Raw genomic sequence first — 24,042 nt, forward strand, 5'->3', positions numbered from 1 at the left:
TTAGAACAGCTAAAAAGCAGTCATTGACTGCTATTTGACAAAAAGTTACATTACGTCGGCAGATCGGGGGCCGGGCGCTCGAAAGGAGACCCTCCTGATGGTGCGGCGATTCCTGATCACCGCGGCGACGGCCGTGCTTGTCCTGGTCGGAGGCGTTCCGCCGGCCGCTCACGCGGCGGACGGGATCAGGACGCCGGGATCGCCCTCCTACACGGTCACCTTGACGAGCAACGCCTCCGGCAGCACGTGGACGGGACACGAGAGCGTCACCTTCACCAACCTGTCGGCCGATCCCCTGCCCGAGGTCTACCTGCGCCTGTGGGACAACTATCACGGGGCGTGCCCGTCCACGCCGATCACCGTCACCAACGTGACCGGGGGCACGCCGTCCCCGCTGTCGGTCTCCTGCACGGCGATGAAGATCACGCTGCCCGCTCCGCTCGCCCACGGCCAGAGCGCCACGATCGGGTTCGACCTCGCCATCGTCGTGCCGAGCGGCGCCGACCGCTTCGGGCGCGACGGCTCCTACAACTTCATCGGCAACGCGCTGCCGGTCCTGGCGGTCCGTGACGCGAACGGCTGGCACCTCGATCCCTACAGCAACAACGGCGAGTCCTTCTACGCGCTGACCAGCGACTATTCTGTGACGCTCGACCACCCGTCGTCGCTGCTGGTGCCGGCGACCGGCACCTCGGTCGACACGCCGGGGACCTCCGGCCGTACGATCACGAAGGCGACGGCGAAGAACGTCCGCGAGTTCGCCTGGGCGGCCGGGCCGTTCGTGAAGACCACGAGCACCACCACGACGGGCGTCGTCGTGAACGTCTATCGGGTGAGCTCGATCAGCTCCGGCAGCGCGAGCTCGATGATGACCGCCGCGAAGAACGCGCTCGTCGCCCACGCGGGCCGGTTCGGCGCCTACCCGTACGGCGAGGTGGACGTCGTGCTCGACAACAACTTCTGGTTCGGCGGCATGGAATATCCGGGCTTCGTGCTCGACGTGATCAGCTCCACCGCGCTGGCCCACGAACTGGCCCACCAGTGGTGGTACGGCATCGTCGGCGACGACGAATACACCAGCCCGTGGCTGGACGAGTCGTTCGCCGACTACGCCACCGATCTCTACAACGGCGTCTCGGGCACCAACTGCTGGAACATGGTCTCCTGGCAGTCGTCCGCCGAGAAGATCAGCAACTCGATGGCCTACTGGGACGCCCATCCGAGCAGATACGGCACCGTCGTCTACACCTACGGCAAGTGCGCGCTGCACGACCTGCGGCGCACGATCGGCACGACGGCGATGCAGAATCTGCTGAAGAACTACGCCGCCGCCCACTGGCACGGGGTCTCGACCACCGCGGACTTCAAGGCCGCCGCGCAGGCGGCCGCCTCCGTCGACCTGTCGTCGTTCTGGACGACCCACCGCATCGACGGCTGACCCCATCGGGGCCCTGCTCCCAGCCCGGCCGGGAGCGGGGGTGGGAGACCCACACCTCCCCTCCCCCGGCGGCTGAGCGATGCATATGCCGAAAGCCGATGCCGCCGCCTATCCTGGGCGAATGAAGATCGGCAGGCTGTCCGGCGGAGTCCTCTTGGCGGTCGTCCTCGCGGGGTGCTCGTCCGGGAGCGTCCCGCCCTCGGGCGCGCTGAAGGTGAGCAGCCCGGCCTTCGCCGACGGCGCCGCGATCCCCGGGAAATACGCGTGCGCCGGGCAGGGAGGCGAGGACGTCTCGCCCCCGCTGGCCTGGAGCGGCGTCCCCGAGGCCGCTCGCGAGCTGGCGATCGTGGCGGACGACCCGGACGCGCCCGGCGGGACGTACGTCCACTGGATCGTGACCGGCATCCCCGTCACCCAGACGAGCGTGCCCGAGGGCCGGGCCCCGGGGAGGGTCCTGCCGGGCAGCGGCGGCACCGCCGGCTATGCCGGGCCCTGCCCGCCGAGCGGGGTGCATCACTATCACTTCGTCGTTTACGCGCTGCCCGGCCCGATCACGCCCAGCGGCGACGCTGTGGCGATCCACAAGCAGATCAAGGAGGCCGCGATCGGCTCGGGCGAGACCGTCGGCACCTGGAGCAACTGACCGGTGCCCCGGCCTCGCCGGGGTGGCGGGCAATCCGGCACCGGTCGCGGGAAGCGGCGGTGACCTCCGGTCAGAGTTCGAGGACGAGGCGCTCGGAGCGGGCCCGCGACACGCAGATGAACATGATGTCCCCGGCCTCGCGCTCCTCCTCGGTGAGCAGGTCGTCGCGGTGGTCGGGGACGCCGGCGAGCACCGCCGTCTCACAGGTGCCGCAGGTGCCCTCGCGGCAGGACGACAGCACCGCGACCCCCGCCTCCTCGACCACCTCCAGGATCGAGCGGCCCGGCGGCACGGTCAGCGTCGTGCCGGTCAGGGCCAGCTCCACCTCGAAGGCGCCCTCCGCAGCACCCTCCGCCGTAGCGGCGTCGTTCCGGGCGGCGTCGTTCCGGGCGGAGGGTACGAAGCGTTCGAACCGCAGCGCTCCCTTGGGCCAGGAGGCGCACCGTTCCTGCGCAGCCGCCAGCAGCGGCTCGGGTCCGCAGCAGTAGACGAGGGTGTCCGTACGCGGATCGCCGAGCAGCGCGTCGAGGTCGAGCAGGCCGGTCTCGTCCTGCGGGCACAGCTCCACCCGGCCCGGGTGGTCCCGCGTGAGCCGGTCGGCGAACGCCATCGACGCCCGGGTGCGCCCGCCGTACACAAGCCGCCAGTCGCTCCCGCGCCGCGCCGCCTCCTCGATCATCGGGAGGAGCGGGGTGATGCCGATGCCTCCGGCGACGAACAGGTAGCGTGGCGACTCGTCGAGACCGAAACGGTTGCGGGGACCACGCATCCGGACCGTGTCGCCCTCCGCCAGCCGATCGTGCACGTACGCGGAGCCGCCCCGCCCGTCCCGCTCCCGGAGCACCGCCACTTGGAAGACCGAGGAGTCGCCGGGGTCGCCGCACAGCGAATACTGCCTGACCAGTCCCGGGGCGAGCAGCAGGTCGAGGTGGGCGCCCGGCGTCCAGGCGGGCAGCGGGCCGCCGTCGGGACGAACGAGGCTCAGGAGGACGACGCCGTCGGCGACGGGCTCCTTGCCCGCCACCTTCACGTCGAGCTCCGCTTCGGTGACGGGCATGGTCGCCGAGGCTTCCTTTCTGGGGGATGCCGCGTCTCAGACGAGCGCGGCCGCCGGTGCCGGGGAGTCGTGCGCTTCCGGGGTGCGGGGCAGGTGGCCCTCCGGGTGGCCGAGCAGCCAGTCCCACAGGACCACCGGGTCCTCGAACTCGCGCTCCGCCCCGCAGAAGCAGGAGGCGTGCAGCCGGTCCGTCCCCGGCAGCCAGCGGATGCGGTAGACGGTGCGACCGGCCGGCGCGCCGGAGTCCCGCGCGCTCATCGAGCGGCGGCCTGCGAGGGCACGGAGTCGCCCTGGGCGGCCATCCGGGCGAGGAGGCGGCGGGCGGCCAGGCCACCGGTGTCGATGTTCACCGACAGCTCCTGGTAGCGGTCCGGCTCCGCGGCGATGACCTCCTCCAGCGTGTTGAGCGCGGCCACGTCCTGCAGCACGACGGTGCGGTTGCTGTCCCGCAGGAAGTCGGAGACCTTCTCGTCGTCGAGCGCGAAGTCACGCGCCACGGCCCAGAAGTCGTACGTGCTGTTCTCCGTCGACGGGGTGATCGCGTACACGACCTCGACGTGGAACGCGTGCTCGTCCGTGCCGTCGGCGGCGGGCGGGGGCGACCCGACCGGGGCGACGCGGCTGTGCAGCAGATAGAGGCACGGCGGGTGATACTCGATGTCCTGCCAGCGGGTGATCCGGCCCTTGATGCCGGTCGACTCGGCGTAGAACGGCGGGCAGGCCGCGTCGTCCATGTGGCGGCTGACGTAGACGATGCCCGCGTCCTCGTCGACCTCGGTCGTGATCGGGGTCTCGGCCACCTCGGGGGTGCCGATGTATCCGCCGTGCAGGTACGTCTCGTGGGACAGGTCGAGGAGGTTGTCCACGAGCAGGCCGTAGCGCGCGTTCAGCGGCTCCATGCCGCACACCGTGGCGTAGTCGGGCGAGGTCAGCCAGGGCGCGCGCGGGGGCAGCGTGTCGCCCGGCTCGCGGTCGCCGATCCACACCCAGACGAACGAGTCCTGCTCGACCACGGGATAGGTGCGCAGCCGCGCGGTGCGCGGGATGCGCTGCTGGGCGGGAACGGCCACGCAGACGCCGTCCGGCCCGTAGGTGAAGCCGTGGTAGCCGCACACGACACGGTCGCCGACCAGGTGGCTGGGCGATTCGGACAGGGGGAAGCGGCGGTGCACGCAGCGGTCGGCCATGGCCACCGCGCGCCCGTCCTCGGTGCGGTAGAGCAGGATCGGCTCGTTGAGAATGGTGCGGCCGAGCTGCTTTCGGCCCACCTCGTGGCCGTAGGCGGCCACGTACCACTGGTTGCGCGCGAATTCGGTGACGATCACGAGTCACTCCTCGGAGTCGGCGGGGAGGGGCCGCCGGCGCAGGTCAGGTTTGCGAATCTTGCCGGAACCGGTCTTTGGCAACGTGTCGACGATATCGACGTAGATCGGGATCTTATACTTCGCGAGCCGAGGGCGGAGAAAGTCGCGAATTTCGTCGGGAGTGACATTCGTGCCGGGGCGCGGCACGACGAAGGCGCGGCCCACTTCGCCCCACTTGTCGTCGGGCACTCCGACGACGGCGGCCTCCGCCACGGCCGGATGTTCGAAGAGCACTCCCTCCACCTCCGCGGGGTAGACGTTCTCCCCGCCGGAGATGTACATGTCCTTCACCCGGTCGACGATGTAGAGGTGGCCCTCGTCGTCCAGGGTGGCGACGTCGCCCGAGTGGAACCAGCCGCCCTCGGTCAGCGCGGCGGCGGTCGCCTCCGGATCCCGCCAGTAGCCCGGCGTCACGTTCGGTCCCTGCACGAGCACCTCGCCCGGCTCCCCGGGCGCGACCGGGGTGAGGTCGGGCCGGACCACGCGCACGTTGGCGAAGAACACCGGCACCCCGGCCGAGCCCACCTTGCGCACGCTCTCGCCCGCCTCCAGGAAGGTCGCGCCCGGCGAGGTCTCGGTCATCCCGTAGCCCTGACAGAAGACCAGGCCGCGTTCCTGGTAGGCGCGGATCAGCGCGACCGGGATGGACGCGCCCCCGGACATCAGCGTGCGCAGCGAGGACAGGTCGGCACCTGCCCACCGCGGCGACTGCACGAGCGCGGCGAACATCGCGGTGACCCCGAACATCCAGGTGACCCGGTGCCGCTCGATGAGGTCGTAACACCGGTCGACGTCCCATGACGGCATGATGACCGACATGCCACCTTTGAGGAAGGTCGGCAGCAACGTCTGGTTCAGCGCCGCCACATGGAACAGCGGCGCGCTGATCAATGTGACCTCGGTGCTCGTCACGTCCACGCCGATCAGGATGTGGTAGGTGTTCCACACCAGGTTGGCGTGGCTCAGCATGGCGCCCTTGGGCCGTCCGGTGGTGCCGGAGGTGTAGAGGATGAGCGCGATGTCGTCGAGCGCCACCGGGGTGTCGATCGGCGTGGGGTCGCCCTGCGACAGCCACGTCTCGTAGTGCAGCTCCCTTTCCGCCGGTGACTCGAGCGCCACCACCGTGCGCAGGTTCGGCAAGCCGGGCAGATCGCGGACCACCGCCGCCACCTGTGCCGCGCACTCGGGCCCGTAGACGAGGACCGACGAGCCCGAGTGCTCCAGCATGTACGCGATCTCGGGCGCGGCCAGCCGGAAGTTCAGCGGGACGAAGATCCCGCCGAGCATGTGGGTGGCGAACATCGTCTCGGCGAAGGCGATGTGGTTCGGACCGAGGTAGGCGACCCGGTCACCCGCCCGCACCCCCGCGTCGCGTAACCGCGACGCGAGTCTCGTCGTCCGTTCGTGGACCTCCGTGTAGCTGTACGGCCGGTCCGCGTAGACGAACGCGGTGCGGTCCGGGCTCATCTGGGCCCGGCGGGCCGGCCAGCCACCCAGTCCGGCATTGCGCATATGTGGCACCCCTTGGTCAGGCGGAGGATGGTTTCGCCGTGTCGGCGGCGAGACCGGACGCGGGCCCGGCGGCGACCGCGGCCAGGTCGTGTCGGCTGGTCTCGCGCAGCGCCAGGACGCAGACCACGGTGAGCAGGCAGCAGGCCGCGATGATCACCGAGATCGTCGTCGTGCCGCCTCCGGTCGAGGCGTCGAGCTGGGCGAACAGCAGCGGTGCGAGGCCCGCCCCGAGCCCGGCGATCTGGTAGCCGAGCGAGGCTCCCGTGTAACGGCTCCCGGTGGCGAACAGCTCGGTGTACAACGCCGCGAGCGGGCCGTACATCAACGGGTGGACGACCGACTGGCCGAGCACGAGCGCGATGGCGAGCACAGCCTGGTTGCCGGAGTCGACCATCGGGAAGAGCGCGAAGCCGAACACCGCCATGAGCACCGCGCCCGCGAGCACGACCGGCCGGCGCCCGACCCGGTCGGACAGCGCCGACCAGCCGACGATGCCCAGGACGGCCAGCGCGGACGAGAGCGTGAGCGCGTTCAGCACCACCTGCCGGGCGAAGCCGGCGCGCACGCCGTACGCGATGAGATAAGTGGTGAGGGTGCCCTGGGCCACGAAGGCGGACAGCCCGACGCCGATCCCGAGCAGCAGGGTCTTCGGGTGGTCGCGGAACACGTCCAGCAGCGGCAGCCGGGACGCCCGCTCCTTGACGGCCTCGAACAGCGGGGTCTCCTCGACCCGCAGCCGGACGAACAGGCCCACCGCCAGCAGCGCGATGCTGAGCAGGAACGGCACCCGCCAGCCCCAGCTCAGGAACGCCTGCTCGTCCATGACGGCGCCCGTGCCGGTGAGCACCGCCGTGGACAGCACCATGCCGAAGGGGGCTCCGGCGTTGGTGAAGCTCGCCCACAGGCCGCGCCTGCCGGTGGCGTGCTCGGCGGACATCAGCACCGCGCCGCCCCACTCGCCGCCGACGGCGACGCCCTGCAGGACCCGGAGCACGATGAGCGCGATCGGCGCGAGGCTGCCGATCTGCGCGTAGGTGGGCAGCAGGCCGATGAGGAAGCTCGCGACGCCCATCAGGGTCATGGTCAGCACGAGCATGCGCTTGCGTCCCAGCCGGTCGCCGTAGTGACCGAAGATCACGCCGCCGAGCGGCCTGGCCAGGTAGCCGGTCGCGAAGGTGCCGAAACTGGCGACCGTCGCGGTGAGGGAGTCGAGGGAGGAGAAGAAGACCTTGTTGAAGACCACCGCCGAGGCCGTGGCGTAGAGCAGGAAGTCGTAATACTCGATGACGCTGCCCAGGAAGCTGGAGGCCACCGCGCGGCGAAGCTGAACGGGGTTGGGGGATGAGACTGACAGGTTCGGCATGACCGAGCTCCTCGTCCGGGAGCGAGCTGGACTCTCGCCTTCTCGTCCGGAGGTTAGGCATATTTCTAACGGACGTCAATAGTTTGCCCAATATGTAACGGCGGCCCGTTCCGGGCACCTGCACCCCGCCCGGAGCCGCCCGTTCTCCGGCCTACCCCGTCCGGCGGCCGCACCCACGGACGGAGTGGCCGCCGGGTCGCACACCTTCAGATGTCGGGCAGTGATGTGACGGTCGTCACAGATGTGCATGACGTTCGGGTTCGGTCTACCCTGTGCTCGTGACCCTCGGCGGCGAAGACGACCAGGCGGCGCCATCCCTGCGCCCGCAGTCCCTGATGTTCAGCTTCCTCGGCATCTACGTGCTGCATCGCGACATCGCCGTCTACTCGGGGAGCGTCATCGACGTCTTCGCGCGCCTCGGCGTCTCCGAGGAGGCCGTACGGTCGACGCTCGCGCGCATGGTGAAGCGCAACCTGCTGACCCGGCACCGGCAAGGACGGAAGGTGTATTTCGGCCTGACCCCGCATGCCGTGGAGGTCCTGGAGGACGGGCGCAGACGGGTGTGGGAGACCGGCGCGGTGAACCGCGACTGGGACGGCACGTGGACGGTCGTCGGCTTCTCGATCCCCGACAGCCGCCGCAGCACGCGGCACGACCTGCGGTCGCGGCTCATCTGGGACGGCTTCGGCCTGCTGCAGAGCGGGCTGTGGATCGCGCCGGGCGTCAAGGACGTCACCGACGTGCTCGCCTCCCTCGACCTGGGCGACCACGTGACCGTGCTGACCGCCAAGGCGTTCAAGCCGACCGAGGCGGCCGATCTCGTCGGGAAGGCGTTCGACATCGAGCAGATCGCCGCGCGCTACCGGGCGTTCCTCGCCCAGTGGGACGTCCCCCGGCCGTTCCCCGGCGCGCCCGACGACCTGGCGCGGCAGTTGCTGCTGCACACCGACTGGCTGCATCTCGTCCGCCAGGATCCGCACCTGCCCGCCGAGCACCTGCCCCGCGACTGGCCGGCGATCCAGGCCGAGCGGACCTTCCAGACGCTCGCGCAGCGGTACGAGCCGCCCGCCGCCGGAATCGCCGCCACCGTCCTGGACACGCTGCCCGTCTGACACCGGGCCGTCTGACGTGTCCGGCCTATGGCCGTCTGACGGATCTGACCTATGACCGTCTGACGGGTCTGACCTATGACCGTCTGAGGCCCGGCCGCGCCGCCCCCTGATGGCTCGTCGCGGCGCGGCCGGGGCCGGTCAGGCGATGGTGCAGGCCGCGCCGTTGAGGGCGAAGGCGGCCGGTGCGGTGTTGGTGCCGCTGTAGGTGCCCTGGAAGCCGAAGTTCGTGCTGCCTCCGGCGGGGATGGCGGGGTTGTAGGAGACGTTGCGCGCGGTGACCTGGGCGCCGGACTGGGTCACGGTGGTGTTCCACGCGTTGGTGATCCGCTGGTTGCCCGGCCACGTCCAGGTGACGGTCCAGCCGTTGACGGGAGCGGTGCCGGTGTTCGTGATCGTGACGTCCGCCGTGAAGCCGTCGTTCCAGGAGTTGGGCCGGTACGTGATCCGGCAGGAGGCGCCCTGCGGAATCGACGGGCTCGGGGACGGACTGGCGGACGGGCTCGCAGACGGACTGGCGCTCGGGCTCGCGGACGGACTGGCGGACGGACTCGCGGACGGGCTGGGGCTCGGGCTCGGGCTGGGGCTCGGGCTCGGGCTACCGGTGAGACCGAAGAACTGGATGGCGATGGCCGCCATGCCGCCCATGGGGAGGCTGTGGCCCGCGCCCTGGATGGTGTACGCCTCGACCTGCACGGTCCCCGAGGAGTCGGCGTAGCGGCGGCGGCTCCACCCGGACTGCGGCGTGTCCGTGGTCGTCGGCGTCTGGCTCAGGCCGTGGACGTTCGTCCACTGCTTGATCTCCTCGTCCAGCTCGGCGTAGGCCACGACGTTGTCGCTGGTGCCGTGCCACAGCTGCATGCGCGGCCACGGCCCCCGATAGCTCGGGTTCGCGTTGCGGACCACGTCGCCCCACTGCTGCGCGGTCTTGCCCACGCACGGAGCGGAGTTGCCGCCCGGGCTGTAGGCCGCCTCGTTGGGGAAGCAGGTGAACGGCACGCCCATGAACGCCGCGCCCGCCTTGAACACCTCGGGATACAGGGCGAGCATCGCGTTGGTCATCATCGCGCCCGAGGAGGCGCCGGTCGCGAACACCCGGTTCGGGTCGCCGTGATACTGCTGCTCGACATAGGTGATCATCGACATGAGGGACACGGGGTCGGTCTGGCCGCCGCGCACCTTGGACGCCTCGGACCAGTTGTCGAAGCAGTTCATCTTCTTCGAGGCCGACGGGTAGATGACGATGAAGCCATAGCGGTCGGCCAGCGAGGCGAACTCGGTGGACGAGTAGAAGCCCGGCCCTGAGCCCCCGCATGTGTGCATGGCCAGCACGATCGGCGGGTTCTGCTGGACGTTGTTCGGGACGTACAGGTGCATGCGCAGGTTGCCGGGGTTGGCGCCGAAGCCGGTCACCTCGGTCAGCGTGGCCGCGGCGGCAGGGTGCGCGGACACCACCACCGACACCAGGGCCCCGGCGGCGCACAGCACCGCGGCGACGGCGCCGGCGACCGCCGCGATTAATCGTTTCATCCGCTCCTCCTTCTCGGATCAGCGGCGGTTCCCTCTTTTCCCATGCGCTATTCCGCGCACGTTCCGGAATCGCCGTTCGCTCGGAAGTCGTGACGTCAGCCGGTATAGAAGCAATGTCGGTCCGAGGTCAAGGGACGTCCGCGAGCGCCTCGCGGTCGAATAGGCGTTTCCACTGCATATCAAGGCACTTGCTATCAAGTAACTTGATACCCAGCCGCGAAACTTACATCTAGAAGATCGCGCGGTATGGTCGTCCGGTGACCGCCCGCCGCACCCGCCCCGCCGCTCGGCCCGCCGCCCCCGCGGCCCGCCTGAGCTACCTGGTGTTCCGCCTGGAGCGCCGCATCCGCGCCCGCCTGGACGACACGCTCGCCAGGCACGGCGTCACCACGACCGAATACATGGCGCTCAGTGAGCTGCGCACACGCGATGGGGCGTCGTCGGCGGAGCTGGCCCGCATCGCCTTCGTCACGCCGCAGGCGATGAACCTCGTCATCCGCGACCTGGAACGGCGCGGCCTGATCCGCCGCGATCCGCACCCGAACGGCGGCCGCACCCTGTGCGCCCGCCTCACTCCCGAGGGGACGGCCGTGCTGCGGAGCTGCGACAGCTCACTCGACGCCATCGAAACGGTGATGCTCGAAAAGGTCGACGACACCACGCGGGAGATCCTGCGAGACGGCCTCACCGTGTGCGCCCGGGCCCTGCGCCCCGACGCGTACTGACGACGTCGTCACAGCAGCCTGGTCATGAACACGCTGAGCGGGTCGGGCCGATAGTCGGCGAAGGGTTCGCAGTAGCGGAACCCGAACTTCTCGTACAGCCGTCGTGCGGGCAGGAAGAAGTCGGCCGAGCCGGTCTCCAGGCTCAGCCGGGTGAAGCCCATCCGCCGGGCCTCGCCGATGATGTGCTCCAGCAGCAGGGACGCGATCCCGCTGCGCTTGCGCGCCGCCGACGTGCGCATCGACTTCAGCTCGGCGTGCGCCGGGTCGAGCCTCTTGATGGCGCCGCAGCCCACGACGACGTCGCCGTCCATCACCGACCAGAACGTGACCTCGGGCGTGCGCAGGCCGTCGAGATCGAGAGCGTGCTTGCTCTCCGGCGGCGTGATGGACCGCATCTCCCGCACGTGTTCCCACAGGAACTCGGCGATCTGCGGGCCTGACAGGTCGTCCTCGATGATCCTCATCGCGCTCGTTCGTCCCGGGACGGTCGGTGACGCCGGTGGTCGGGAAACCACGGCCGGACGCCACTCTAGTGACTTCACGGGGCACCAGCACGGCGGGTCCGCCCGATCGGACCGACCCGGTAGCTCCCATTAGGCGAACCCGAAGCCGGGTGGCGGCGGCTCCCACCGGAACAGGCCGGCGGGCACGGAGTCGGCGAGGGCCTGGTATCCAGCCGGGTTCAGGTGCAGGTGGTCGCCCACGTCGTACGCCGCGAGCAGGCGGCGGGGATCGGCCGGGTCGCGGACGGCGTGGTCGAAGTCGATCACCGCGTCGAACCGGCGGCCGGTGCGGATCCACTCGTTGACCACCCGCCGGGCCCGCTCACGCCGGCCCTGCGCGTCGTCGTAGCCGTCGTGGCCGCCGAACGGCGTCAGCGTCGCGCCGTACACGCGGATGCCCCGTGCGTGCGCCCGCGTGACGATCTGGTCGTAGGCGAAGACGAGGTCGTCGGCCACCTGCTTCTGCGCGGCCGGGCTCGCCTCGGCGGTGCCGATGTCGTTGACCCCCTCGAACAGGACCAGCCACGCCACGCCGCTCTGGGCGAGCACGTCACGGTCCAGCCGGGCCAGCGCGTTGGGGCCGAGGCCGTCGTTGAGCACCCGGTTGCCGCCGGCCGCCTGGTTGAGCACCGCGACGCCGTCCATGCCGTGCCGGGTCAGCAGGCGGTCGAGCAGCCGGTCGGGCCAGCGGTCGTTGCCGTTGGTGGTCGAGCCCCGGCCGTCGGACAGGGAGTCGCCCACCACCGCCACCGCGGCGACCGAGGGCTCGGCCCACACCTCCACGCCGCCGAGGAAGTACCAGTGGTCCACCGGGGTCGCGCCGGGCAGGTCGGCGGCGTCGGCGTGGTCGCCGACCAGCAGGTGGGAGGTGGTCCGCGAGCCCGGATGCGACGTGATGTGCGCCGAGCGCTGGCCCTCGGCCAGATAGACGGTCACGGCGAGGTTCGACCGGGGTGCCACCTCGATCTCCAGCGGGTCGGAGACCGCCTGCGCCCCTGCGGGGATCGTCACCGGCGCGCGCCCGCGGAAGGTCACCGGCCGCACCGTCCCCGGCTCGACCGCGCTCACCCCGGCCCGTCCCCCGGCCGGCAGCGCCACGGTGACCTTCGTGAGAGGCAGCGCCGAGCCGCCGAAGGCGTTCGACACCCGCAGGCGGATCCACCGCCCGCCCACCGAGACCCGTACGGTCTGCCGGAGCGTGGCATCGGCGAGGACACAGTCGTTGCGGGTGAACGGCGGAGGCGGCATGTTGTCGGGCTCGGTCAGCTGCGGCATCGCCGTCCAGGTGGGCACCCAGTGTCCGTCCGGAACAGCACAGTGTCCGTCCGGAACAGCCCGATGTCCGCCCGGAACAGAGTGCCCGTCCGCGGCAGGCGCCGTCATGGGATGCGCCGCCCGCGCGCGTCGGGGACGCCCGACTTGCGGAAGAAGTAGGCGTTGATCTGGTCGCGCCACTCCTCCGCGCAGCGGACCTGCTCGTCCAGGAGGTCCTTCACCCGGGCGTGCAGGGCCGGGTCGAACAACCCCACGGCCTCCTCCCATCGCCGTCCGGCCTCGGCCGCCTGCTCGGCGCCCGCGAAATGGGTGTCGTAGATGTGCTGGATGACCGTCGACCCGCTGCGCAGCACGTGCCCGTACGGGACGTGGTGGAAGAACAGCAGCAGCTCGTCGGGACAGTCGGCGAGCGACTCGTAGACCTCCGACCAGGGCGGCGGATACTGGCCGGTGAAGCCGGTGCCGGTGGCGCGGGTGCGGTCGACGCCGACGCCGTCGCGGTCGGCGAAGTGGTAGGTGCCCCACGGCGTGTACTCGTATCCGTCCACGTCGGGCCCGTAGTGGTGGCCGGGACGGACCATGAACCCGACGCCCAGCGGGGCGGTGTAGCGCTCGTAGGTGCGCCAGGAGTCGTCCATGATCTCGTGCAGCGTGCGCCGCAGCCGCTCGGTGTCCCCCGTCGCCGCCGGGACGAAGGTGAGGTCGATCCACTCGTCGAGGATCGCCACCGGGTCCAGGCGCGGCTCCCAGGCCAGGCGTCCGAAGGCGTACAGGTTGGCCTGGGCGAGCGGGTGGCCGGTCCAGTAGGGGTCGTCGCCGACGTTGGAGACCGCCACCAGGTCGCCGCCGCCGACGAGATCGGCCACGTCGGAGCCGTCGGCGCCCCAGGGGCGGAAGCCGAGCACCTCGCGCCACATCGGCGCGAGATAGCAGACGTGCCGCTGCTGACCGGTGTACTCCTGCGTCACCTGGAGCTCCACCGCCACGCGGGTGGCGGGCATGGCCGCGATGACCGGCGACACCGGTTCGCGCGGCTGGAAGTCGATCGGGCCGTGCTTCACCTGGAGGATCACGTTGTCGCGGAACCGCCCGTCGAGCGGGGCGAAGTGGTCGTACGCGGCGCGGGCGCGGTCGGTGGAGCGGTCGCGCCAGTCCTGCCGGTGGTTGTACACGAAGGCCCGCCAGTGCACGACCCCGCCGTACGGCGCCAGCGCCTCGGCCAGCAGGTTCGCGCCGTCGGCGTGGTCGCGCCCGTACGCGAACGGGCCGGGCTGCCCCTCCGAATCTGCTTTCACGACATATCCGCCGAAGTCGGGGATCGTGTCGTAGACCCGGCCGGTGACGTCCGCCCACCACTTGCGCACGTCCTCGTCCAGCGGGTCGGAGGTCGGCAACCCTCCGACGACGACCGGCGAGGCGAAGCTCACCGACAGGTGCACCCTGATCCCGTACGGCCGGAACACGTCCGCGAGCGCGGCGACGTCGCCGAGCCGGTCCGTCAGCAGGTGGGCCTCGGTGGCGTGCACGTTCACGTTGTTCACGGAGATCGCGTTGATGCCGCACGCGGCCAGCAGCCGGGCGTAGGCGCGCACCCGCGCCAGGTCGCCGCGCGGGGCGCCGTCGCGCCAGAAGACGGACCCGCCCGCGTAGCCGCGTTCGACCTGGCCCATCACGGGATGCACGTCGACGTTGTCCCAGTGGTCGAGCATGCGCCGCCGCACCGCCGGCCGGTGATGCTCGGCCGGCCGCTCCCCCGCGAACGCCCGCTCCCCGAGCCGTACGACGTGGAACAGGCCGTAGAGCAGCCCGGCGGGCTCGTCGGCGAGCACCACGGTGACGCCGTCCCTGCGGGCGAGCACATAGCCCTCGTCGCCGATCGCGGAATCGGGGCGGACCTCGCCCGCGACGCCCGGCAGGGCCTCGGCGGTCGTGAGCGCGAGCACGAGGTCGTACGGCCCGTCACCGGCCCGGCGGACGCTTCCGCCGTACCGGGCGGACGCCTGGGCCACCTCGTCGTGCACGGTCTCGGCGAGGAGCCCGTCGCCGAGCACGAGCGTGCGGCGCGAGCCGATCGCCCGGAACGCCTCCGGCGGCAGCCAGGCGGGATGGACGCGATCAGGAGTCGTCACGTGGCCCCTCCGGGGAATCGCCCTGAGCGGTCGCGCCTTGAACGGTGAACTTCTCCGTGACCTCGGCGATCAGCGGCCTGCTGTTCAGCAGCAGCGCCGCCGCGAACACCGAGCCGAGCAGCGTCAGCGCGGCCTCGGTGGCGACCAGCGTGACCCCGGCCGCGACGACGGCGAGGCAGGCGTTGCCGAGCGCGACGCGGGGCGTGGAGAACAGGAAGTAGACGGCCAGGCGGGCGACGTCCCTCGCGCGGAACGCGAACAGCGACGTGATCACGAGCGCGTTCGCGCCCCACAGGGCCGTCGCGAGCGCCACGACGGCGAGCAGGACCGCCCACCAGCCCGGCACGCCCGCCGCGCCGAAGTTGGCGAACGTCGTCCCGAGGACGGTCAGCCCCGCCAGCCACGGAACGTACAGCTTCAGCACGCCGCCGATGTTCATCCGGTAGCCGCGCCAGAACGCGGACGCCGGGTGGAGGTCGGCCAGGTCCAGCCTCCGCCGGTGCAGCGCGTACAGCGCGGCGGACAGCGCCGGACCGGCCGGAAGCGCGCACGCCGCGGCCAGCGGGACGTTGGCGGCGTCGCGGTCGAGCAGGACGAGCCCGGCCAGGCCGGGCAGGGTGGTGGCCACGATCAGGAACTCGACCGTGAGCAGCGTGTAGACCAGCGCGGAGGCACGGGAGAGCGGTCCCTGGCCGAACCGCCGGATCGTCGTCTCGGTCATCGGGGGTCTCCCTGGTCGTCCAGGCCCAGCAGGCGGCGGTGGTCCTGCCCTGCCGCCCAGGGCGGGGTCTCGTCGATCACCGGGGTGATCTCCAGCAGGGTGACCTCGTGGCGGTCGAGGATGACGTCCAGGTGGACGTGCCCGTCCTCGATGGGCAGCCCGCGGTAAGTGCGGACCGGCTCGGCCGCCTCCCTGAGCGCGTCGAGCTGCCGGGGCCGGGGCGAGGCCGGGCGGCCCATCTCGCACCACGCCCGCCAGGCGTTGCCCTTCTCCTCGCTCACCGACGAGCGCAGCAGGAAGGCCGAGCCCGCCGGGGAGCCCGCCGGGGAGCCCGCCGGGGAGCCGGACGGGGAGCCGGACGGGGAGCCGATCGGAACCGACAGCCGCAGGCGGTGGCCGTCGACGGGCGGGCCTCCGGTGACGTCCACCGGCGCCCAGGCCAGCACGGTGACCCGGCCGGTGTCGTCGCGGGTGACCAGGTGGTCCTCGCCACGGGCCAGGATCTCCTCGCCCATGCGGGCCATGAAGGCGTACAGGTGATAGGTCGGCTTCTTGATCTGGCGGTGGGTCAGCAGGCCGAAGCCGCCGTGGAACAGCGACGCCGGCACGCCCACCTCCTCGAACACGTCGCTGAAGGTCCAGTAGGAGAAGGAGTCGGCCAGGTCTCCCCCGGTGGCCAGCACCGGCGCGAGGTACGCGGCGTTGAAGGCCGTGTCGTGGATCGGGTTGTCGGGCCGGTAGGAGGAGTTGAACTCGGTGATGTGCACGGGCAGGTCCGCCAGCGGGCCGCCCTTGAGCTGCTGCCGGGGCAGGGCGAACTGCTCCAGCAGCCGCGACGGCGGGCCCAGCGTCTGGTGCACGCCGAACGGCACATGCCGCGCCGGGCCGGAAGTGTAGGCGTGCCTGCTGACGAAGTCGATCGGCAGCGACCGTTCCACGACGAAGTCGGCGAAGCGCACCAGCCAGTCGTCGGAGCCGGGCGAGATGGCCGGCCCGCCCACCTGGAGCGAGGCGTCGACGTCCTTGATCGTGTTGACGGTCACCTCGTAGAGCCGCTGGTAGGCCGCCTCGTCGGCGTCGAGCCAGAACTCCTTGAGGTTGGGCTCGTTCCACACCTCGATCGGCCAGGTGCGCACCTGGTCGAGCCCGTACCGGTCGATGAGGTGCGTCACCGTGGCCCGCACCAGCGCGGCCCACTCGTGCCAGTCGCGGGGCGGGGTGATGTTGCCATGCCACCAGAACACGGTCTGCTCTCCGGACGCGAGCCCGGAGGGCATGAAGCCCAGTTCGAGGAAGGGCGCGATCCCGAGGCCGAGGTAGGCGTCGATCACCTGGTCGACGTAGGTGAACACGTGCCGCACGTGCCGCCGGCCGCCGTGCTCGTACGGCCGATGGACGCCCACCCCGTCGCTCAGCAACCCGTGCCCCCGGATGTGCCGGAAGCCGATCTCCCGCTGCACCAGCGCCAGAGATTCCTGGTAGTCCCGGCGCAGGGCCAGGTCGAAGCGTCCGGTGCCGACGCAGAACCGCCAGGCGTCCGGCAGCCTGCTCGGGATCTCGTGGACATCAGGGACATCGGGGGCAGGGTCGCGCATCATCGTCCTTCGCTCGCCGTTCCGGAAAACACGTGCCGGCCGTGGGTCAGGCACGGCCGGCACGGGCCGGTCAGCCGTGCTCCTTCTTGTAGCGCTCGTACGCGCTGTTGACGAGGTTGACGTAGGACGTCATGTTCTTCGCCTCGAGTTCCTTGACGTAGGCGTCCCACTCGTCGAAGCTCCGCTTGCCGAGGATGAACTCGAGCGTGTTCTGGGTGGCGTGGTCCTTCAGCGGGGTCTGCCACAGCGCGGCCTGCTCGCGCTCCTCGTCGTTGAGCGGGCTCGGCGGCTTCGGCGGCAGCGCCTGCCTGGCGTTCATCGTCTTCTGCCATTCGATCTCCTCCTCGGAGAAGGTCGACTGGAGCAGTTCGGTGCTGCCGCCGTAGGCGAACACGCCGTTGGAGAAGCCGAAGTCCTTCTGCAGGTGCTTGGGCGCGCCGGGGTTGAGGCCGACGAAGTCGACGTCCTTCGCCAGCTGGTACTTGCCGGAGGCGTCCTTGGTGTAGGTGGTCCCCTCGATGCCCCACTTGGCGAACACCTGGCCCTCGTCGGAGTACCAGAGCCAGTCGATGAACTGCATCATCGCGACGAAGTTCTTGCTGTCGCGGGCCTTCTTGGAGATCATGATGCCGTTCTCCAGCCGGCTGTCGTTGGCGTCGGCCTTGACCGGCCCCTGCGGCCCGATGGGCACCGGGATCTTGATGAGCTTCGCCTTCGGGTTGGCCTTCTTCAGGGGCGGGCGATACTCGTTCACCAGCGTCTGGGCGTTGCCGCTGATCACGAAGGACTTGCCGGACGCCAGCTTCTGGATCGCCTGGTCGTCCTGCTGCGTGAAGCTCTCCGGGTCGAGCAGCTTCTCCTCCACCAGCGTGTGGAGGAACTGCAGCATCTGCTTGTACTGCTCCATGGCGCCGGTGAAGGCGAACTTCTGCGCGTTGGGGTCCCACGTGATGCCGGTCGTGAAGCCCCAGCCGCCGCGTGCGCCGCTGCCCAGACCGAAGACCTGGTTCAGCATGGCGCCGCCCGGCGTGGGGATGCCCCAACGGTCCGAGTAGGGATAGGAGTCGGGATACTCCGCCTTCATCGCCTTCAGCATGTTGTGCACGTCGTCCCAGGTCTGCGGGATCTCCAGCCCGAGCTTGTCGAGGATGTCGCTGCGCACCACGAGCGTGTAGTCCGTCCAGTAGTCCTCGTGGAGACCGGGGAGCAGGTAGAAACGGCCGTCCGCCTGCCGGAGCGTGTCAAGGTCGGCCTGCAGGTTCCACTTGGCGACCTTCTCCTTGAAGTTCGGCATCAGGTCGAGATAGTCGCTGACCGGCAGGACGCTGCCCGAGGCGACGAAGGGGGTCTCCTGGCCCGGGTAGGTCTTCGGGATGATCAGGGGAGCGTCGCCCGCGCCGATCATCAGGCTGCGCTTGTTCTCGTAGTCGCTCAGCGGCACCACGTTCGGCTCCAGCGTCACGTTGGTGCGCTTGGTCAGCTCCGACCAGAACAGCCAGTCGTTCTTGATCGGATAGAACGGGTGATTGTTGTAGAGGATGCTGAACGTGAGCGGGGCAGCGGCCTTGAACGTCTTGCCGACGCCGTAGTCGGCCATCGCGCCGTCCCGGTTCGCCGCGAAGTCGTCACCGCTCTGCTTGGCGCCGCCGGAGTCGCCGCCGTCGCCGTCGGTGCTGCAGGCGGCGAGAGCGAGGAAGGCTCCCACGGCGACCATCGCCTGACGCCGGTTGATCTCGTACATGAAAGGGGGGTCCTCTCCCTGGTGAAATGAGCTGGGGAAACGGGCTGAGTGAATGCGGAATGAGAGGTCCGGCGTGTTATCCCTTCACCGCGCCGAGCATGACGCCCTTGACGAAGTAGCGCTGGACGAACGGGTAGACCACCAGGATCGGGATGACCGTGAGCACCATCGTCACGGACTTGATGTTGGTGGCCACGGTCATGTCGGTGGCGTCGGCGCCGACGGACGTGCCCGTGGTGGCGCCGGCGATGAGGTTGCGCAGGTAGACGGTCACCGGGAACAGGTCGTTCTGGCTCATGTAGAGGAAGGCCGCGAACCACGAGTTCCAGAACGACACGGCGTAGAACAGCACCATCGTCGCGAGGACCGCCTTCGACAGCGGCAGCACGATCCGGAACAGGATGCCGTAGGTGCTCATGCCGTCGATCGCGGCGGCCTCCTCCAGCTCGACCGGCAGGCCCTCGAAGAACGCCTTCATCACCAGGAGGTTGAAGACGCTGATCGCGTTCGGCAGGACGATGGCCCAGATGCTGTCCTTCAGCCCGAGGCTGGAGATGAGGATGTAGTTGGGGATGAGCCCGCCGGTGAAGAACATCGTGAAGACCGCGATCCCGATGAGGACCGTGCGGCCCTTCAGGTGCTTCTTCGACAGCACGTACGCGTAGCACGTGGTCATCACCATCGCGATGGCCGTGGCGACGACCGTGTAGACCACCGTGTTGCGGTAGTTGGTCCAGAACGTGGGGTCGGAGGCCACGAACTCGTACGTACGGAAGGTGAACCCGACGGGAACGAGGTTGACCTTGCCGGCCCGGATGGCGAACTCGTCGCTGAACGACCGGGCGACGATGTTGACGAACGGATACAGGGTGACGAGCACGACCACGGTCAGGATGATCGTGTTCACGACCCGGAACACCCGGTAGCCCCGGGTCCTGTCGACGGTTACCACAGGCTCGTCCCCACCGTGCGCCGGGAGATCAGGTTCGCCGACATGACCAGGGCCAGCCCGATCACGGCCTCGAACAGGCCGATCGCCGCGGCGTAGCTGAAGCTGTTGGAGACGATGCCCATCCGGTAGAGGTACGTGGAGATCACATCGGCGGTGGGATACGTCAGCGGGTTGTAGAGCAGCAGGATCTTCTCGAAGCCCACGGCCATGAACGTGCCGATGTTGAGGATCAGCAGGGTCATCGCGGTCGGCCGGATGCCGGGGAGGGTCACGTGCCAGACCTGCCGCCAGCGGCTCGCGCCGTCGATCCTGGCGGCCTCGTACAACTGCTCGTCGATGGTCGTGAGCGCGGCGAGGTAGATGATCGTCCCCCAGCCGACCGTCTGCCACATCTCGGAGGAGACGTAGATCGTCCGGAACCACCCCGCCTCCTGCAGGAAAGCGATGGGCTCGCTGCCGGCCGCGCGCAGGAGCTGGTTGACCGGGCCGTCCACCGACAGCATCTCCATGACCAGCCCGGCCACGATCACCATCGACAGGAAGTGCGGCAGGTAGGACACCGACTGGACGAAGCGCTTGATCTTGCGGCCGCGCAGCTCGTTGATCAGCAGGGCGAGCACGATCGGCGTGGGGAAGCAGAACAGCAGGGTCAGCGCGCCGATGACCACGGTGTTGGTGAACACCTGCCAGAACGACGGGTCGTTCAGGAACATCTTCACGTAGCGAAGGCCGACCCATTCCTCGCCGAGCACGCTGCCGCCGGGCTGGAACTTCCGGAAGGCGATGACGTTCCCGATCATCGGCAGATACCGGAAGATCACGAAGAACAGCAGCGGAAGGATCGCCAGCGAGTAGAGCTGCCAATCACGGCGTAACGCCTGGCGCCAGGTGCGGCGCGGCGGGCGCCGCGCACGGGCGGGATCGGGCCTCGCCCGCCGGCGATCCCCGGTGTCCGGCGACGCGTCGATCGCCCTGGTGGTACTCATCCCGTGCCTCCGATGCCATCGGAACGGATCCACGGCGGCGCGTGCGGCCGCCGATTGGGGCGGCTTCGCGCACCCCGCCCCGAAAAGCGGCATGGCAGCGCGAACCGAAAGTTTCGAAAGTTGCCATTAATATTGCGGAAATATAGGACCCGGGCATGGGTGCGTCAAGAGGGCAGTCAATCCTCGGGATTCTGCCCATACCACCCCCAATGCCGCCTGGATCTCGGTGTATCCCAGCGCCTTCCGGTGGTAGAGTTTCGCGAAACTTTCGGATAAACGACGAGCGGACAGATGACCAGCGCCTCCCCCGCCCGCGATCCACGCCCTGCCACGATCGCGTCCATCGCCGAAGAGCTCGGCGTCTCGGTGACCACGGTCTCCAAGGTCCTCAACGGCCGGCCCGACGTCGCGCCCGACACCCGGGAACGCGTCGAGGCCGGCCTCGCGCGGCACCAGTACCGCCGCCGTTCGAAGCGGCGCACGCTCAAGGGGCAGATCGACCTCGTCTTCCACGAGTTGAACTCCATGTGGTCGATGGAGATCATCCAAGGCGTCGACGCCGTCGCCGCCGCCACGCGGATCGAGGTCGTCCTGTCCCAGCTCAACGGGGCGCACCTGCCACCGGATGAGTGGCTGGACGGCGTGCTCGACCATCGGCCTCTCGGCGTGCTGTTCGTCATGTCCCGGCCGTCCCAGTCGCAGCAGCGGAAGCTGCGGCGGGCGCAGGTCCCGTTCGTCGTCGTCGACACCGACGGTGAGATCGCCGAGTCCGTGCCCGTGGTCGGCTCGAACAACTGGGACGGCGGCCTGCTCGCCACCCGTCATCTGCTGGAGCTGGGCCACCGCCGCATCGCGGTCATCTCCGGCCCGAAGGACGTGATGTGCAGCAGGGCCCGGGTCGCCGGCTTCCGGGTCGCCCACGACGAGGCGGGGCTCACCATCGACCCCGACCTCGTCAGGTATGGCAACTTCTACGTCGACGCCGGATATGAGCACGCGATGGACCTGCTGTCGCGCCCCGACCGGCCGACCGCGATCTTCGCCGGGTCGGACCTGCAGGCGCTCGGCGTCCTGCGCGCGGCCCGGCGGCTCGGCCTCGACGTCCCCGGGGACCTGTCGGTGGTCGGCTACGACAACGTGCCCGTCGCCGGCTGGGTCGAGCCCGCCCTGACCACCGTGGGCCAGCCGCTGCGCGACATGGCGACGGTCGCCACCCAGATGCTGCTCGACCTGGCCCGCGGCGTGGAGCCGGCCACGAGCCGGATCGACCTCGCGAACGAGCTCGTGGTCCGCGAGAGCACCGCGCCGCCGGGGAGCCGGGCCGGGGTCAGGGCCGCCGCGCCCGGCGCATGACCACCGCTCCGAGGGGAGGCACGGTGACCTCCCCCGACGCCGGGAGGCCGGTGAGCAGGTCGGTGCCGTCGCCGTCCACCGGGACGGCGACGGACGCCTGCGCGTCATGGTTGAGCAGGAAGAGGTATTCGTGCCGGTCGTCCTCGCGGACCGCGCACTCCAGGTGGGCGGGCAGGCCGTCGAAGCGGTTCTCCACGCCCGCCGCCCTCAGCTCGCCGAGCAGCACCCGGTCGAAGGCGTCCTGCTCCAGGAGGGTGGCGAAGTAGACGACCCGGCCGGCGCCGAAGTCGTTGGCGACGACCGCGGCGCGTCCCCTGAGCAGCCCGTCGGCGTACGTCGCCAGCGCCGTGCCGCCCTCCAGGTGGATGTCCTCGCGCCACCAGTCGGCCGTCGCCGTACGTCCGTCGGCGAAGTCGACGGTGAACCGTTCGCCGGGGCACGCGGGCCAGTATTCGTCGATCTTCGCGCCGATGAGGCGGCGGAACGCGCCCGGGTAGCCGTCCGGGCGGACGCGGTTGCACGCGTCCACCACGCCCGAGAAGAACGACATGACGACGGTGCCGCCGCTCCGGGCGAACTCGGTGACGGCCGCGACGCCCTCGTCGTCCATCAGGTACGCGTTGGGCACGACCAGCACCTTGTATGACGACAGGTCGCTCCGGGTGGACACGACGTCGACCGCGTAGTGGTGCTCCCACAGCGGCCGGTAGTGCCGCATGACGGTGTCCACGTAGCTGAAGTCGTTGCGGGGCAGGCCCCACACCTCCTCCAGCCCCCACCAGCCGTTCCAGTCGAACAGCACGGCGACCTCGGCCCGCGTGGTCGTCCCCGCCACGGGCGCGAGCCGCCCGACCTCCCGGCCGAGCGCGGTGACCTCGCGGAACGTGCGCGAGTCCGGCCCGGAGTGCGGCAGCATCGCGGAGTGGAAGCGCTCGTGCCCGCCGCGACTGGCGCGCCACTGGAAGAACATGACCGAGTCGGCCCCGCGCGAGACCGCCTGGAGCGAGCCGAGCCGCATCCGGCCGGGCTCCTTGACCACGTTGAGCCTCCACTGGCTGACCGCGCTCGCCGCCTGCTCCATCAGCAGCCACGGCCGCCCGCCCTTGAGCGACCGGAACAGGTCGAACTGGAAGGCCGCCGACACGTGCGCATCCGGGTCGGCGGGGTCGGGGTAGATGTCCAGGGCCGCCGCGTCCTCCTCCGGGGCCCAGCGCCAGTAGTCGGCGTGCCGGTAGAAGCGCATGAAGTTGGTGACGACCGGGATGTCGTCGCGGAAGGAGCGGACGATGTCGCGCTCGGCGACGAAGCATTCGAGCAGGGCGTCGGAGGTGAAGCGCTTGAAGTCCAGGATGCGGCTGGGGTTCATCCAGGTGCGCGGGACGCCCGGCGCATCGACCTGCTCCCAGTCGGTGTAGACCTGCCCCCAGAAGCGGGTGGTCCACGCCTCGTTGAGGGTCGCCAGGTCGCCGTACCTGCGCTGGAGCCAGCGGCGGAACCCGGCCGAGGCGGCCTCGTTGTACGCCGTGGGGCCGTACTCGTTGCTGATGTGCCACATCGCCAAGGCCGGGTGGAAGGAGTAGCGCTCGGCCAGACGAGTGGTGATGTTCGCCGCGTACTCCCGGTAGACCGGCGACGAGGGGTCGTAGTGCAGACGGTTGCCGAAGCCGAACCGCTCGCCGTCGGCCATGACCGGGAGCACCTCGGGATGCCGCTGCGACAGCCAGGCCGGCGGCGCGGCGGTGGGGGTGGCCAGGTTGACCGCGATGCCGTTGTCGTGCAGCAGGTCCATGACCTCGTCGAGCCAGCCGAATTCGTACTTGCCCGGCTCGGGTTCGAGCGAGGCCCACGCGAAGACGCCGAGCGAGACGATGTTGACCCCCGCCTCGCGCATGAGCCGGACGTCCTCCCGCCACACACTCGGGTCCCACTGCTCGGGGTTGTAGTCCCCGCCGTACGCCAGTCCGCCGACACGGTCACGGAAGGCGCGCATGCGAGGGTCTGTCATCGAGGAGCTCCCGGGGGTGTGGCGGGAGGGTGTGGCGGAGG

At 70.1% G+C, this 24,042-nt stretch carries 20 protein-coding genes; 5 read left to right on the forward strand and 15 right to left on the reverse strand.

Annotated features, from left to right (window positions below; all coding sequences use genetic code 11):
- The first annotated feature begins 97 nt into the window (after nt 1-97).
- Together HCK04_RS23935 and HCK04_RS23940 are read left to right on the forward strand one after the other, a co-directional pair.
- On the forward strand, nt 98-1,438 hold the full coding sequence (locus tag HCK04_RS23935; protein WP_142649639.1) for a M1 family metallopeptidase: 1,341 nt from the start codon (nt 98-100) through the stop codon (nt 1,436-1,438).
- 121 nt (nt 1,439-1,559) lie between these two features.
- On the forward strand, nt 1,560-2,081 hold the full coding sequence (locus tag HCK04_RS23940; RefSeq protein ID WP_168066219.1) for a YbhB/YbcL family Raf kinase inhibitor-like protein: 522 nt from the start codon (nt 1,560-1,562) through the stop codon (nt 2,079-2,081).
- 70 nt (nt 2,082-2,151) lie between these two features.
- Here the strand turns inward: HCK04_RS23940 and HCK04_RS23945 are convergent, their stop codons facing one another.
- The 5 genes from HCK04_RS23945 to HCK04_RS23965 are packed head-to-tail and all read right to left on the reverse strand — an operon-like array spanning nt 2,152 to nt 7,377.
- A complete protein-coding gene (locus HCK04_RS23945) occupies nt 2,152-3,138 on the reverse strand; it encodes a PDR/VanB family oxidoreductase (protein ID WP_142649641.1) in 987 nt (328 codons plus the stop codon).
- A 36-nt stretch (nt 3,139-3,174) separates the two neighbouring features.
- Entirely contained in the window at nt 3,175-3,396 is a 222-nt protein-coding gene (locus HCK04_RS23950; protein WP_142649642.1) for a hypothetical protein, read from the reverse strand.
- A complete protein-coding gene (locus HCK04_RS44320; RefSeq protein WP_205830643.1) occupies nt 3,393-4,463 on the reverse strand; it encodes an aromatic ring-hydroxylating dioxygenase subunit alpha in 1,071 nt (356 codons plus the stop codon). The genes HCK04_RS23950 and HCK04_RS44320 overlap by 4 nt, the downstream gene beginning before the upstream one ends.
- A gap of 3 nt (nt 4,464-4,466) precedes the next feature.
- Nucleotides 4,467-6,014, reverse strand: a complete 1,548-nt coding sequence (locus HCK04_RS23960; RefSeq protein ID WP_142649643.1) for a long-chain fatty acid--CoA ligase — start codon at nt 6,012-6,014, stop codon at nt 4,467-4,469.
- Between the two features lie 16 nt (nt 6,015-6,030).
- On the reverse strand, nt 6,031-7,377 hold the full coding sequence (locus tag HCK04_RS23965; protein WP_142649644.1) for an MFS transporter: 1,347 nt from the start codon (nt 7,375-7,377) through the stop codon (nt 6,031-6,033).
- Between the two features lie 278 nt (nt 7,378-7,655).
- Here HCK04_RS23965 and HCK04_RS23970 point away from each other — a divergent pair, with 278 nt between their 5' ends.
- Nucleotides 7,656-8,489 (forward strand): PaaX family transcriptional regulator C-terminal domain-containing protein, encoded by an 834-nt coding sequence (locus tag HCK04_RS23970; protein ID WP_205830644.1) that lies wholly within the window; start codon nt 7,656-7,658, stop codon nt 8,487-8,489.
- A gap of 138 nt (nt 8,490-8,627) precedes the next feature.
- Here HCK04_RS23970 and HCK04_RS23975 read toward each other — a convergent pair whose 3' ends face one another.
- On the reverse strand, nt 8,628-10,016 hold the full coding sequence (locus HCK04_RS23975; protein ID WP_142649645.1) for a PHB depolymerase family esterase: 1,389 nt from the start codon (nt 10,014-10,016) through the stop codon (nt 8,628-8,630).
- Between the two features lie 257 nt (nt 10,017-10,273).
- Between HCK04_RS23975 and HCK04_RS23980 the strand changes: the two genes are divergently transcribed.
- Nucleotides 10,274-10,741 (forward strand): MarR family transcriptional regulator, encoded by a 468-nt coding sequence (locus HCK04_RS23980; protein ID WP_260617385.1) that lies wholly within the window; start codon nt 10,274-10,276, stop codon nt 10,739-10,741.
- An 8-nt stretch (nt 10,742-10,749) separates the two neighbouring features.
- Here HCK04_RS23980 and HCK04_RS23985 read toward each other — a convergent pair whose 3' ends face one another.
- The 8 genes from HCK04_RS23985 to HCK04_RS24020 form a co-directional block, all read right to left on the reverse strand.
- The gene (locus HCK04_RS23985) at nt 10,750-11,205 is read right to left on the reverse strand and encodes a GNAT family N-acetyltransferase (RefSeq protein WP_142649646.1); all 456 of its coding nucleotides are present in this window, start codon (nt 11,203-11,205) and stop codon (nt 10,750-10,752) included.
- A 129-nt stretch (nt 11,206-11,334) separates the two neighbouring features.
- Nucleotides 11,335-12,537, reverse strand: a complete 1,203-nt coding sequence (locus HCK04_RS23990) for an SGNH/GDSL hydrolase family protein (RefSeq protein ID WP_205830645.1) — start codon at nt 12,535-12,537, stop codon at nt 11,335-11,337.
- 86 nt (nt 12,538-12,623) lie between these two features.
- Complete coding sequence (locus tag HCK04_RS23995) at nt 12,624-14,648, reverse strand: alpha-glucuronidase family glycosyl hydrolase (protein WP_260617386.1); 2,025 nt, start codon at nt 14,646-14,648, stop codon at nt 12,624-12,626.
- On the reverse strand, nt 14,635-15,369 hold the full coding sequence (locus tag HCK04_RS24000) for a hypothetical protein (RefSeq protein ID WP_142649649.1): 735 nt from the start codon (nt 15,367-15,369) through the stop codon (nt 14,635-14,637). Before HCK04_RS24000 ends, HCK04_RS23995 begins: the two co-directional genes overlap by 14 nt.
- The gene (locus HCK04_RS24005; protein ID WP_205830646.1) at nt 15,366-16,967 is read right to left on the reverse strand and encodes a hypothetical protein; all 1,602 of its coding nucleotides are present in this window, start codon (nt 16,965-16,967) and stop codon (nt 15,366-15,368) included. The genes HCK04_RS24000 and HCK04_RS24005 overlap by 4 nt, the downstream gene beginning before the upstream one ends.
- Before the next feature lie 67 nt (nt 16,968-17,034).
- Nucleotides 17,035-18,705, reverse strand: coding sequence for an extracellular solute-binding protein (locus HCK04_RS24010; RefSeq protein WP_142649650.1), 1,671 nt, complete (start codon nt 18,703-18,705; stop codon nt 17,035-17,037).
- Nucleotides 18,706-18,781: 76 nt separating this feature from the next.
- Nucleotides 18,782-19,657 carry a carbohydrate ABC transporter permease gene (locus HCK04_RS24015; RefSeq protein WP_142649651.1) on the reverse strand — a complete coding sequence of 292 codons (876 nt, stop codon included), beginning with the start codon at nt 19,655-19,657 and terminating at the stop codon, nt 18,782-18,784.
- Complete coding sequence (locus HCK04_RS24020; protein WP_142649652.1) at nt 19,651-20,643, reverse strand: ABC transporter permease subunit; 993 nt, start codon at nt 20,641-20,643, stop codon at nt 19,651-19,653. Before HCK04_RS24020 ends, HCK04_RS24015 begins: the two co-directional genes overlap by 7 nt.
- A gap of 291 nt (nt 20,644-20,934) precedes the next feature.
- Between HCK04_RS24020 and HCK04_RS24025 the strand changes: the two genes are divergently transcribed.
- Nucleotides 20,935-21,996, forward strand: coding sequence for a LacI family DNA-binding transcriptional regulator (locus HCK04_RS24025; RefSeq protein WP_142649653.1), 1,062 nt, complete (start codon nt 20,935-20,937; stop codon nt 21,994-21,996).
- Here HCK04_RS24025 and HCK04_RS24030 read toward each other — a convergent pair.
- Entirely contained in the window at nt 21,971-24,001 is a 2,031-nt protein-coding gene (locus HCK04_RS24030; RefSeq protein ID WP_240971758.1) for a beta-galactosidase, read from the reverse strand. The two genes, HCK04_RS24025 and HCK04_RS24030, sit on opposite strands and share 26 nt — an antisense overlap.
- Nucleotides 24,002-24,042: the final 41 nt, after the last annotated feature.

Source organism: Microbispora sp. CL1-1, from assembly GCF_012034195.1.
In the GTDB taxonomy this organism is placed as follows: domain Bacteria; phylum Actinomycetota; class Actinomycetes; order Streptosporangiales; family Streptosporangiaceae; genus Microbispora.